General features: G+C 59.9%; 12 protein-coding genes. 7 read left to right on the plus strand and 5 right to left on the minus strand.

Translation table 11 applies throughout. From position 1 onward, the window contains the following. Nucleotides 1–107 precede the first annotated feature (107 nt). Together AB5Z25_RS10105 and AB5Z25_RS10110 are read left to right on the plus strand one after the other, a co-directional pair. A complete protein-coding gene (locus AB5Z25_RS10105) occupies nucleotides 108–1,238 on the plus strand; it encodes an acyltransferase family protein (RefSeq protein WP_368135483.1) in 1,131 nt (376 codons plus the stop codon). A gap of 170 nt (nucleotides 1,239–1,408) precedes the next feature. Continuing rightward, the gene (locus tag AB5Z25_RS10110; protein WP_368135485.1) at nucleotides 1,409–2,428 is read left to right on the plus strand and encodes a glycosyltransferase; all 1,020 of its coding nucleotides are present in this window, start codon (nucleotides 1,409–1,411) and stop codon (nucleotides 2,426–2,428) included. A gap of 24 nt (nucleotides 2,429–2,452) precedes the next feature. On the opposite strand, the gene AB5Z25_RS10115 is transcribed toward AB5Z25_RS10110, so the two are convergent. From AB5Z25_RS10115 to AB5Z25_RS10135, 5 genes are all read right to left on the minus strand, one after another. Then, entirely contained in the window at nucleotides 2,453–4,249 is a 1,797-nt protein-coding gene (locus AB5Z25_RS10115; RefSeq protein WP_368135487.1) for an AAA family ATPase, read from the minus strand. A 203-nt stretch (nucleotides 4,250–4,452) separates the two neighbouring features. After that, nucleotides 4,453–6,234 (minus strand): hypothetical protein, encoded by a 1,782-nt coding sequence (locus AB5Z25_RS10120; protein WP_368135488.1) that lies wholly within the window; start codon nucleotides 6,232–6,234, stop codon nucleotides 4,453–4,455. Nucleotides 6,235–6,362: 128 nt separating this feature from the next. Beyond that, nucleotides 6,363–6,782 (minus strand): HI0074 family nucleotidyltransferase substrate-binding subunit, encoded by a 420-nt coding sequence (locus tag AB5Z25_RS10125; RefSeq protein WP_006235564.1) that lies wholly within the window; start codon nucleotides 6,780–6,782, stop codon nucleotides 6,363–6,365. Continuing rightward, nucleotides 6,769–7,056: a nucleotidyltransferase family protein gene (locus tag AB5Z25_RS10130; protein WP_006235563.1), complete on the minus strand. Its 288-nt coding sequence runs from the start codon at nucleotides 7,054–7,056 to the stop codon at nucleotides 6,769–6,771. Before AB5Z25_RS10130 ends, AB5Z25_RS10125 begins: the two co-directional genes overlap by 14 nt. An 8-nt stretch (nucleotides 7,057–7,064) precedes the next feature. After that, nucleotides 7,065–7,496 carry an RrF2 family transcriptional regulator gene (locus AB5Z25_RS10135; RefSeq protein WP_368135490.1) on the minus strand — a complete coding sequence of 144 codons (432 nt, stop codon included), beginning with the start codon at nucleotides 7,494–7,496 and terminating at the stop codon, nucleotides 7,065–7,067. 222 nt (nucleotides 7,497–7,718) lie between these two features. Between AB5Z25_RS10135 and sufC the strand changes: the two genes are divergently transcribed. The 5 genes from sufC to AB5Z25_RS10160 all read left to right on the plus strand — a co-directional run. Beyond that, nucleotides 7,719–8,519 carry a Fe-S cluster assembly ATPase SufC gene (gene sufC / locus AB5Z25_RS10140; RefSeq protein WP_006235561.1) on the plus strand — a complete coding sequence of 267 codons (801 nt, stop codon included), beginning with the start codon at nucleotides 7,719–7,721 and terminating at the stop codon, nucleotides 8,517–8,519. 12 nt (nucleotides 8,520–8,531) lie between these two features. Continuing rightward, a complete protein-coding gene (sufB, locus tag AB5Z25_RS10145) occupies nucleotides 8,532–9,944 on the plus strand; it encodes a Fe-S cluster assembly protein SufB (protein ID WP_368135492.1) in 1,413 nt (470 codons plus the stop codon). Then, nucleotides 9,944–11,215: a SufB/SufD family protein gene (locus tag AB5Z25_RS10150; RefSeq protein ID WP_368135494.1), complete on the plus strand. Its 1,272-nt coding sequence runs from the start codon at nucleotides 9,944–9,946 to the stop codon at nucleotides 11,213–11,215. Before sufB ends, AB5Z25_RS10150 begins: the two co-directional genes overlap by 1 nt. Further along, nucleotides 11,212–12,537, plus strand: coding sequence for an aminotransferase class V-fold PLP-dependent enzyme (locus AB5Z25_RS10155; RefSeq protein WP_199570199.1), 1,326 nt, complete (start codon nucleotides 11,212–11,214; stop codon nucleotides 12,535–12,537). Before AB5Z25_RS10150 ends, AB5Z25_RS10155 begins: the two co-directional genes overlap by 4 nt. Beyond that, nucleotides 12,530–12,725, plus strand: a 196-nt coding sequence (locus tag AB5Z25_RS10160) for an iron-sulfur cluster assembly scaffold protein (protein WP_368135495.1), incomplete at its 3' end; no start/stop codon positions are given. The genes AB5Z25_RS10155 and AB5Z25_RS10160, both read left to right, overlap by 8 nt.

A 12,725-nucleotide genomic window follows, 5' to 3' on the forward strand; every position in this document is an offset into this window, starting at 1 on the left:
GGGCCGCGGGGGCGTTCAGCTAACTGCGGGAATGGCCTATTTGCTCAATGTGTTCGGCTGAGATCGGAAATCAACCTCGCAGAGGCAAACCGATAAGAAAGGACGTCATGCAGCCCAAAGCCGCACGCAACATACCCATCGAAGCGCTGCGTTTGGTCGCGGTCGCCGGCATCGCGGTGTTCCACACCTTTCAGTGGACCTTCCAGGCAACCTGTGTCGGCGCCGTAGAATATGCCCCACTTGCGATGTTCCCCTATTCCGGCGTGCTCGGTTTTATTAACTTGCTGGGCTGCTGGGCCAACGAGGTCTTCTTTATGATTTCGGGCTATTTTCTCATCGCTTCGGCCGAGCGTGCTTGGGACGGTGGAGCAACATGGAAGTCGCAAATGCAACGGACGGCGCAGCGCGTGGGCAAGGTCATTTTGCCCACTGCGTTTTATTGCCTCGTGGCGCTCGCGTGGTCCACGGTCGTCTCACCCATTCCCGATGTTACCCTCAATACGCACTACTGGTACACGCTAGGCCTTGAGTTTATCTGGGTCTATGCCGCCACGGTCTTCATGGCGCCATGGTTTGGACTGGCTAAGAGTCGACTCCCCCAGAAAACCTACAAGACGACGGTCATCGCCGTTGGCATCCTCGCATTTGTTGTTAACGGGTATTTAGCCGCTATGAGTGCGACAAGCGCCGGCGAGTTTTCTTGGCTCCAAAAGCTCATGAGCGCTACCACGTACGTAGTCGCGTTTTTGATCGGCGGACTGCTCCGCGACGTAACCGGCGCCATGGATTCGGACAAGGCGGGCGCCTTAGGCACGCGGTCGCTCGCAGCGGTTTTGGTGCTCGCCACCATCCTGGAAGGAGCACTCTCCTTCACCGGCAACCTCACGGCGATGGCAGTCCTCTCCTACAAATCAACCTCGTTGATCTCGTTTGTCCTCGCTGCCGCCTCTCTGCTCTTTGCGGCGACCCGGCGCAGTGCCTCAGGCAATCCACGGACCGCAGGTGTCATCGTCACCTTATCGACCGCCACGCTTGGTTTCTATGTGATGCAGTCGCTCACCAGTAGCCTGTGGCGTCCCGTCTTCAATACGTTGCTCGCAAACATACTGATCAGCCAAAACAGCCCGGCAGCTATATGTATCGTCACAGGCACCGTCATTAGCATCGTCTTTGCCTTAGCGCTCCTCATCATCGATGCTGCTAGAAGCCTTATCGCTCGCAAGCTCAAGCGGCAATAGACACGCTGCCGTCAGACCCTAAAGCCGCTGCACCCGTGGCAGGTTCCTGCGTTTTATTCAAAGCTTGCCGCCAAAGCGCACCGAGCCTTTACAATAAGACAGTCCCAAGGACGTATTCGATAGCTTCCGCGCAGCGATCGCCAGCCGCGCGTGAAAGGATATATTGCCCCATGCCTTCAACCCTTCCCGCCCCCATCGACAAGCTCGCCATCGTCGTCGTTACGTACAAGCGCCAGGAACTCCTGGCCAACTTGTTCGACTCCATGACCGAGCTCACGGCAACGCCCTGGCGCATCGTGATTGTCGATAACGAGAATTCGTGCGAGACCGAGGCCATGTGCGCCGCATTCAACGAGCGCCTGGCCAACCTGTGGGGCATCGACACCGAGCAGCCTGACGCGCAGGGCGGCACCGACCGTGTCATCTACGCCCCGCAGCTCAAAAACGGCGGCGGTGCGGGCGGCTTCTCCGCCGGCACTAAATGCGCCTACGACCTGGGCGCTCAGTGGTTCTGGGTGATGGACGACGATGTGCTCGTCATCCCCGAAGGCATCGAGCGTCTTGCCAAGTGGACCGACCGCTACGATGTCATCCAGGGTTCGCGCCTGGACTTTGACGGCGGCGCCTTCTTTTGGCAGTACCAGCTCATCCTTTCGCTCGGCATCCCTAACCCCATCGCCAAGTGGGATCTGGGTCCCGAGGGCTACCGCGCCATGAACCAGCTGTGCTTTGAGGGCGGCATGTTCTCGCGACGCGTGGTCGACAAAATCGGCCTGCCCGACGCGCGCTTCTTTATCTACGGCGACGATGCCTGCTACGGCTACGTAGCCAGCCAGCACTTCCCCGCCGCCGTTGTGGCCGACGTGGTGCTCAAGCGCGCCCGCGCCGTCTCTAACTGGGACATCGCCGGCAAGCGCCAGCTCAACTCTACGAGCGACACCAACCGCTACTACATCATGCGCAACCGAGGCTTCCTCGCTCGCTATATGCAGATCTACGGTGACTACCACCCCATGCTGTTCCGCCTGGGCAATGCCGCGACCTTCTGCAAGGAATTCATTCGCCTGGCTGCGGTCGATAAGTGCTTTAAGACCGGTATTCCGGCGCTGCGCCGTGGCATGAAAGACGCCCGCAAGATCATCAAGGATCCCAACTGGAAGCCCATGCCGCCCATGAAGGACACCGAGTAACGGAAGCCGGAAACACCTCAGCGCTTAAAGCCTCTGGTACACCGTAGCCACATGCTGCCCATCAAAACCGAACCCCCAGCGCATGCGGCCAACGCCGGGTCGCGGCACACGGATTTCGTCGATGCCGTCGCGCTCTATGTCGAGCAGCGCCTGCACGGCCAGCAATTCCAGGCCCAGCGCATCCACACCGGGGTCATACATCATGTTGATCGTTATCAGCGGACGTTCATCGAGCATACCGATCGTATCGGCTATGTCGAACACGGCGCCCGTAGGAAAAACCTGGATGTCCCAGCGATTCGCGCCACACTTTCGCCTCGAAGCAGGATTGGCATAGCCCGGCAATCCAAAGCAGAGTCCTTGCAAGAGTAGGCGATATGGCAGCGGTGTATCTGGGTCGGTCACACCGATTCCCGCATCTCCCAAGATGCGGCTTAGCGCCCGCCTCACGGTATCCTCGTTCCCATGGCACAGCCCGTCGCGAAACGCATCGACGTCTCGAATGTCTTCTGCAGCGCACTCAAACCACTCAATAATCACTAGACGCAAGGCCTGGCGAAGCTCGTTATTGGGCAATCGCAAAGCACAGAGGCGATCGCCATACTCTGGCTCCTCAGTCATATCTGTCGTCAGGAAACCTGACAGATACAGCGCCGTCCACAAGCCATCATCAGGCGAGGCCTCTAGCCCCGCAGCGCCCAAACAAAGCGGGACCCCAACGCATCCATGGGCCTCGAGCAAATCAAACAAGACCGAAAGGCGGTCGAGATTCCAGTCACTAACTACCCTACTCAGGCAATCCGCATACCCATACAGATCGGCACGCACGGGCGCCGTGCAGCCTCGGTCCAGAAAACCGATCACACGCGCTGGACTCGAGCAATAGGCCCTACCAAACCGATATCCCTCGAGCCATTCACGCGCATCATCCAGGTATTCCTCGCGCCCAGCATGATTCAAAAGAGCCTGGACCTCGGCATCCGAAAAGCCGAAACAACGGTCACACCAGGTCGAAAGCGGCGTCGTCAGACAATACGAGCAGCCATGCAAAGAAAGCGCCGCTTCGGCAGGGCCGGGATACTCCCCCATCAGACACGTCAGCCGCAACGAATCGCGCGCAGCGGCAATGGCGTCGAAAAGCACGCGATCGAATAGCCCTGCCGGATCAGCACCGGAAGCGCCCCTCGCGCTTGCACGGCCCAACCATGCCGCATCGTACCCATCAACGAGCAATACAACCTGCTCATCGCAGGCCATCTCCAGCAGCTCAATGAGCACGCCAAGCACCGAGGCGACCTCATCCTCGCTCGCCGCGCCACGCGCAACGAGTTCGATGTGATGTACCTTGTCTCGAGCTAAATCCGGAGCCTCCAAAAGCGCCAGCAGGCGAGCGCACTCGTCCGAAAGAGCATCGCACACGACGTCGGCAACATCGGTGCCACGCCTCGCAGCGCCAGAAAAGTCCAGCGATATCACCGGATAGCAAGCATACTCATCCCGATAGCGCCCGCCGTCTGCATCCCAAATCTGAGCATCGGCAAACAAACGCTGACCAGCGCGACCGACCGCTGGACGCTCCAGAAAAGCCCTGAGCATCGACAAGTTCATGCTCTTGCCAAAACCCTCGGGTCGACAGCACACCACAACGGACGCGTCGCAGTCCAACACATCGGCAATAAACATGGTCTTGTCAACCAGCATGCAGCAACCAAGGGCCTCCGCATAGTCGTGCATGCCAATGGGCAAAGCCGCATCGTCGGCACAGCCGATCAAACGCACGCCAAAGCCGGCAGCACAACCATTATCTGCCTGTTCAGACACCAAAACGTTCCCCCTAAATCGCAACACGGCGCCAATTGTAATGACCGCCTCGCGCGTACCGATGTCGCCGCGCAAACATATCGGGCAACGGTAGCAACAAGACGTGTGAGGGGGGCACAACTAATCGTTGCACAACAAAACGGGACCCGATGCATTCGCACCGGACCCCGTCCCAACTCTTTAGTTATCTAGCAACCGAGAGGCTACTCCTCCGAGCCGTCCTCCCCAGAAGCTTTCTTCTGCTGATCGAGCTTATGCTTACCACTTACGATAGACGTAGCGCCCAGTGTGGCCAAGCTTGCACTGGCAAGGCTCGCCATCACAATCAGATCGCCCGTCTTGGGCATATTGCCGCCAGATGACTTGGTTGTGGTGGTCGTGGTGGTTGTAGTGGTAACCGTTTTGGAGTCATTTTGCTCCTGGACTTGGTTGTCAGCACCGCTCTTGTCGTCGTCTTCGGACTGTTTCTTTTCGCCCTCGGTCTTGCTCTCGTCCTTCTTCTGAGCGGATTTGTCGTCCTTCGCCTCAGAGCTAGAACCCTTATCGGATTTGGTCTTCTCGGAAGCCTTGTCCTTGGAGTCGCCCTTTGCGGCCTCGGTCTTTTCCGTGGAAACCTGATCAGAGTTGTCCTTGTTCTGAGTCGAGCCGTTATTGACACCAGCCATCAGCGAAGAGCCCAGCGTAGAACCAAGCTGCACGGAGAAAGAAGGCTTCTTGTCCGGCGAAGCAACGGGAGCGTCCGGCGCCTTATTCGAGTCGTCCTTGGAAGCATCGGAATCAGAAGCGGCGCCAGTGTTAGAGTCATTGCTAGAACCAGTATCGGCGGAAGAATCGCTCGAGCCAGTGGAAGAGTCAGAGGAACCAGCGTCGGTCGAACCAGAGGCGGCGCTGCCCGTATTGCCGGCAGAGCTTGAAGACGAATCGCCCGCAGCAGAGCCGTTCGAATCGGAGCCGTTCGAGGTGGAACCGTCGTTGATAGCGCCACCAGCAGAGCCATTACCGTCAGCATCGGTCGAGGGCGCATCCATCCTGTCATCGTTGGCATCGTCACTCGAGCCGTCATTCGAATCAGGCGTCGGCGAGGGCGCCGGCGTAGGCTCGGGCTGCACGGGCGTCGCAGCGGCAGCGGCCTCGTCCTCGGCGATATAAACCAAGCAGTCCTTCAGCTCATTGCGGTAGCGGTTCTTCCAGCCCTCATGATACTGGGGTTGGCTCGAATACTTGGTCGCCACGTTATTGACCACGCTGTAGGAAAGCGCCGTCACAAACTCGCGATCGGACATATCGTTGGAAAGATTCGCCCAGCGGAAAAAGTCCCTGCAGCCACCAGTGCCGCACATGTTGGTAATGCTCCACACCATGCCCTTGACGCAGTCGGCGCGGCCCGAAATATCAATACCCAGGCCGCTCTTGAGCCACGCCTCGGTCACCGCATAGTACGAGTTGTACGCATAAGCATCTTGAATTGCTGAGAACTCAACAGGATCGGTGTTGTAAGCACCCTGGAAGGCCTCCTGCGCAATACGGCCCAACTCGGTGAGCTGACCGTTCTCGTACATGGCATTGCTCGTGTTGGAAATCTCGCTGCCGCGATCAATCGCATCCTTGAGCATGCTGTATTTTTCGGGGCTGTAGTTGTAGACCTGCTTCATAAACGGAATGAGCGACCAGCGGCGGTCGAACTGGTAATAGCCCAACGCGTTATAGCCGTCACCGTACGAAAAGCCCTGGTTGTAGTTACCATGGCTCTCGTACTTGGTAAAGTACTTCATCTCGGGAGTCACGTTGACAAACGAAACGCCCTGGACCGACCTCAGCACGCCTGAGAAGGACTGCTGGGTGTAGAGACCCTTATCGATATCGGTGGCATCCGAGGCAACGCCCGGCGTGGGCTCCTCGGCAGCGGCGGGTGCCGGCGCGGAAACGGCGCCAAACGAAAGCGCCAACGTCAGGCCCGCGACAATAGCAGAATGCTTGGGCTGCATAAGATCCTCCCTGCATTGGTGTAGTTAAAGTTCAGTTTGCAAAGATAAAAATAAGTATTGCAGCTCGCCCGTTGTTGCACAACAACCCCTCGGTAAACGGCAACAACCCTCCGCGAAATCTTAAGGAATTAAACAAACTGGTCGTCGGGCGCCATCAGAAGCTCGCCGTATCGCTCCATCAGCCCGTCCCTCAACTGACAGAAAGCGGGGATATAGACGTTCAAGATGCGCTGAATCAAATCTTGAGCGAGCTTGTTGTCGTAGATATGGACGTTCGTATTGCGGTCTCTGAGCATGTCTAGCCAGGCCGCCTCATCAATAAAGTCGTAGAATCGGTACGACTCCTTCACGATGGCACGAGGAGACCCCGACGCGGCAAGCGTGGCGCCCTCATACTCGAGCAGACGCTTAAGGAGCTTCCAGCTCAGTTCAAATTGAAGATTGAACTTATTAATCAATCCACTCTGAACAAAATCATTGTTGAGATCCTGATTGGGCGCATCCTCAAGATTCGCCAAGGCGCTAACAAAGTTCTCATATTTTTTCATACAGAATCACACCATCCCTGGCAATCTCATCGAGCAATTGCTGCGAGAGGGACTCGTCGAGATTGACGACATCTACATCTAAAAGAGTATCAAGATGTTCCTCGATCAAATATGAGAAACGGCCGAAATCCCGGCAACCTGCTACGGCGATGTCAATATCGCTCTTGGGCAAGTTGTCGCCTCGAGCACGAGAACCAAACAACACGACCTTCTCGGCGTCACATTCCCGAGCAAAAACTTCGATTTGCTTGTACACCTTGTCGAGAGATGCCATTTGCACCCCTACAGCTTAATGTCAAAGTTGATTTCGGGGACGGCGGCCAGGTCGGCCAACGTCACGCCGTCGACGTACTTTTCGATCACGTCGTCCAAACCGCGCCAGAACTTGACGGTCGAGCACAAATCGCTGCGGGTGCAGCTGTTGTCGATGCCATCGCACGCCACCGGAGCCGTGCTGCCCTCGACGGCACGCAGGATGTCGCCGGCGCGCACCTCGGCCGGGTCCTTCGCCATCATGTAGCCGCCGCCCTTACCGCGCACGCTCCTAAGCAGGCCCGCCTTCATGAGCGGACGAACCAGCTGCTCCAAATACTTTTGTGAAATATGCTCGCGGTCAGCGACCTCGCGAAGGGCAATCTTGCCCTCGGCGTCACCAAGCGCTGAGATATAGATCATCAGACGGAGGGCATAGCGGCCCTTAGAAGAAATGAGCATACCTACCCTCTCATCGTAGCCGAGACAAAATACCAGGCTTGTTTGTCCCAAATCTTATGCACGCGGGGCAAACAAGCCTGATTATTATGTCCCACATCTAAAAAGTCGAGTGGATTAGTCGGGTTTTCCCTTGACTAACGCCGAACCCATAGTAACTTTATTCCGAGAAGATTCCTAGGGTTTAGTACACCTATGAGTACACCATATACAGAGAGGGACAGCATGAGCGCAAATCCGCTGCTTTCCATCGAAGGTCTGACCGCCTCCGTGGACGAGAAGACCATCCTCCACAACGTCAACCTCAACGTCGCCGCCGGCGAGACCCACGTTCTGATGGGACCCAACGGTGCCGGCAAGTCCACCCTCGGCCACCTGGTCATGGGCGACCCCGTTTACACGGTCAACGACGGCCGCATCGTCTTTGACGGCCAGGACATCACTGAACTCACCACCGACAAGCGCTCGCGCGCCGGCCTGTTCCTGAGCTTCCAGGCCCCGGTCGAGATTCCGGGCGTGCCGCTGTCGAGCTTTTTGCGCGCCAGCATCGCCGGCCGCCCCGGCCTGGAGATGAAGGGCAAGGAGTTCCGCCGTCGCGTCAAGGAGCTCGCGGCAGAGCTCAACATGGATACCGCCTACCTCAACCGCGAGCTGGGCGTGGGCTTCTCGGGCGGCGAGAAGAAGAAGGTCGAGATGCTCCAGCTCCTGTTGCTGCAGCCCAAGCTCGCCATCCTCGACGAGACCGACTCGGGCCTAGACGTCGACGCCCTGTCCACCGTCAGCCACGGCATGGACGCCTACCGCAAGAGCTGCGACGGCTCCATGCTCATCATCACACACAACACGCGCATCTTGGAGCACCTGGATGTCGACCGCGTCCACGTTATGGTCAAGGGCCACATCGTGCGCGAGGACGACGCCTCGCTCATCCCCTGGATCGACAAGAACGGTTTTGAGACCTTCGAGCGCGAGGCCGCCGAGCAGCGCGCCCAGGCCGAGGCCGCCGCTGCCGAGCAGCAGGCGTAAAGGGGCGACGCAATGACCAAGAACCGCACCGAGGTCGCGGACATCGACCGCAGCCTCTACGACTTCACCTATGGCGAGGAGGGATTCGAGCGCCTCGACGCCGGCATCACGCCCGACATCGTGCGCGAGATCAGCGCCAAAAAGGACGAGCCGCAGTGGATGCTCGACCTGCGCTTAAAGTCCCTCGAAATCTTCAACCGCTTCCCGGATCCGACGTGGGGCCCCTCCATCGAGGGCCTGGACATGGACAACATCGTCACCTACGTCAAGCCCAACACCGACCAAAAGCACGACTGGCAGTCGGTGCCCGACGACATCAAGAACACCTTTGAGCGTCTAGGCATCCCCGAGGCCGAGCGTAGCTACCTGGCGGGTGTCGGCGCGCAGTACGACTCCGAGCTCGTCTACCACAACATGCAGGACACCGCGTCCAAGATGGGCATCGTCTACTCCGGTATTGAGGAAGCCCTGCACGATCCGCAGTGGGAACCGCTCATCCACGAGAAGTTTATGACACTCATCCCGCCCACCGACCACAAGTTTGCGGCCCTGCACGGCGCCGTATGGTCCGGCGGCTCGTTTGTCTACGTGCCCAAGGGCACCAAGCTCGATTTCCCGCTGCAGAGCTACTTCCGCCTCAACGCCAAGGGTGCCGGCCAGTTTGAGCACACGCTCATCATCGTCGAGGACGATGCCGACCTGCACTTTATCGAGGGTTGCTCCGCGCCCAAGTACAACGTTGCCAACCTCCACGCCGGCGCTGTGGAGCTCTTTGTGGGCAAACGCGCACACCTGCGCTACTCGACCATCGAGAACTGGTCCAAGAACATGTACAACCTCAACACCAAGCGCGCGCGCGTGGACGAGGACGGCGACATCGAGTGGATCAGCGGCTCCTTCGGCAGCCACGTGGGCTACCTCTACCCCATGAGCGTGCTCAACGGCCGCCGCGCCCGCTCGAGCTTTACCGGCATCACCTTTGCCGGCGCCGGTCAGAACCTCGACACCGGCTGCAAGGTCGTGCTCAACGCGCCCGATACCTCGGCAACCGTCGAGACCAAGGGCATCTCCAAGAGCGGCGGCATCCAGACGTTCCGCAGCTCCATCGTGGCCACGCCTAAGGCCGAGGGCTCCAAGGCAACCGTGAGCTGCCAGTCGCTCATGCTCGACGACCAGAGCCGCTCCGACACCATCCCCGCCATGGACATCCGCGCCAAGAACGTCGACATCGGCCACGAGGCCACCATCGGCCGCATCGGCGACGATAAGGTGTTCTACCTGATGAGCCGCGGTATCTCGGAGGAAGAGGCCCGTACCATGATCGTCAACGGCTTTGCCAACCCGGTCTCCAAGGAGCTGCCGCTGGAGTACGCCGTCGAGATGAACAACCTGATCAAGCTCGAGATGGAAGGAGCGATCGGATAATGAAACAGACCACCAACACCGCTGCTACCACCCTTGAGCAGGTTAATGCGATGCCGGCTGCCACTTGGGATTGGCTCAAGATGAACCAGACCAAGCTCGAGCTCTCTGACGAGCTTGCCGCCGCTCCCACCGAGGCCGTTGAGGTCGAGGGCTTGGACGAGCAGTTTACCGGCGTGGCAGACGCGTTTGAAGCCGCCATGGACGCTATGGCCGAGCGTTTCCCCGAGCGCCGTGCCTCCGCCCCCGGTGATGCCGCCGACCGCGCCCGCATCACGCCCGAGACCGAGCTCGACGTGCCCGCCACCTCTGTCTACCAGGCCGGTGCCATTAAGCTGGAGGAGGAGCTCTCCCCCGCTGAGGCCTTCGAAACTGGCATGGGCGAGGCTGCCTACGCCTACCTGGCCGACCACGCTACCAAGCGCATCGTCATCGATGTGCCCGCATACAAGCACGCCACGGTTACCGTGCGCGTGAGCGGTGTCGATGCCGCCGCGGCCATCGCCGCCATCGACGTCGTCGCCCGTCCCCAGTCGACGCTCAATCTGCAGATCGCCCTGGACTCCCCCGTTGCCGGCGAGGGTGTCGTGGGCTCCGTGCTACGCGTGTGTGCCTACGAATACGCCACCGTCAACGTGACCTGCACGCAGACGCTCGACGATAGCTGGATCGCGCTCGACGACACCGGTCTGTTCCTGGACGAGGGCGCGCACGTCAACGTGCAGCACACCGTCCTGGGTGCCGGCGCCAGCGCCACCGGCCTTGCCGGCGACCTGCTGGGCGATACCGCCAAGGTCACCATCGATACTGACTACCTGGGCGCCCGAGAGCAGGTGCGCGACTTTAACTACGAGCTGCGCCACCGCGGTCGCAAGACCGAGTGCGAGATCGACGCCAACGGCGTGCTGACCGGCACGTCCAAGAAGGTCTACCGCGGCACCATCGACCTCGTGCACGGTTGCAAGGGTGCAACCGGCACCGAGCGCGAGACGGTGCTTTTGGCCAACAAGGGCGTCGACAACAAGACCGTTCCCGTCATTCTCTGCGACGAGGACGACGTCGCCGGCAACCACGGAGCCACCATCGGCCACGTCCGCGACGAGCAACTGTTCTACCTCGCCTGCCGCGGCCTTGACCAAAACGCCGCCGAGGACCTGTTCGTCCGCGCCAAGCTGGAGGACGCCGCACTTTCCGCCACCGACGAGCGCACCCGCGCCGCCGTCGTCCGCCTGGGCAACGACCTGATCGACAACTTTGAAGAGGAGCTCGCATGATCGACACCGAGCACGTTAAATGCGACACCTGTACCGCACCGGAGCCTATGGAGCTCGACGCCAGCGACGAGGCCTCGCGCGGCTGGCCTACCGTCGACATCGAGACTAATCCCTACAAGGCGCAGTTCCCGCTGTTCCAGCAGCACCCCGAGATCGCCTTCCTCGATAGTGCCGCCACCGCGCAGCGTCCTGCCTGTGTGCTCGACGCCGAGCGCGACTTCTACCAGCGCATGAACGCCAACCCCCTGCGTGGCCTGTACTCGCTGTCCGTCGAGGCCACCGACGCCATCGCGAAAGTCCGCCAGCAGATCGCCGACCTCATCGGTGCCTCACAGGCCAACGAGGTCGTCTTCACCCGCAACACGAGCGAGTCGCTCAACCTGGTCGCCAAGAGCTTTGCACCCACGGTGCTCGAGCCCGGTGACGAGGTCGTCATCACCATCATGGAGCACCACTCCAACCTGATTCCGTGGCAGCAGGTCTGCCGCGAGACCGGCGCCAAGCTCGTCTACCTCTATCCCACCAAGACAGGCCAGCTCACCACCGAGGAGGTTCTGGCCAAGGTGGGACCCAAGACCAAGATCCTGGCCGTGGGTCAGGTCTCCAACGTGCTAGGAGTCGAGAACCCGGTCAAGAACCTCGGCAAGCTCGTGCACAAGTACGGCGGCTATCTGGTCGTCGACGGCGCGCAGTCGCTGCCGCACATGCCGGTCGATGTGGCCGACCTGGGCGCCGACTTCTTTGCCTTTAGCGCGCACAAGGCCATGGGCCCCATGGGCATCGGCGTGCTGTGGGGCAAGATGGACCTGCTCAACGCCATGCCGCCAGTGCTTACCGGCGGTGAGATGATCGATTCGGTCACCGAGCAGGACGCCGTCTGGGCGCCCGTTCCCGAGAAATTCGAGGCCGGCACGCAGGACGCCGCCGGCATCTTCGCCACGGGCGCCGCCCTTGATTACCTGGTCAACACGGTGGGCTACGAGAACATCCAGGCCCGCGAGCAGGCACTCGTCCACTATCTGATGGGCGAACTCATGCAGCTCGACTTTGTCCAAATCATCGGTTCCATCTACTGGGACAACCACCACGGCGTTGTGAGCTTTAACGTCAAGGGAATTCACCCGCACGACGTCGCGAGCATCATGGACATGGACGGCGTCTGCATCCGCGCCGGCCACCACTGCGCTCAGCCGCTGCTCACCTGGCTGGGCGTCGAGAACCTTGCCTGCTGCCGCGCCAGCGTGGCCTTCTACAACGACAAGGCCGACATCGACAAGTTCATCGCCGGCCTGCATCACGTTTGGAGCACGTTCAATGGGTAATCTGTACACCTCCACCACGTTTATGGAGCACAACTCGCACCCCGACTATAAGTACGAGATGGATGCCCCCACGCATGAGCACGACGGCATCAACCCCAGCTGTGGCGACGAGCTCACCTTGCAGCTGCGTGTCGAGAAGGGCGTGATCGAGGAGGCCTCGTTTACCGGGCACGGCTGCGCCATCAGCC

Source organism: Collinsella aerofaciens, assembly GCF_040910325.1.
GTDB classification, from domain to species: domain Bacteria; phylum Actinomycetota; class Coriobacteriia; order Coriobacteriales; family Coriobacteriaceae; genus Collinsella; species Collinsella aerofaciens_BL.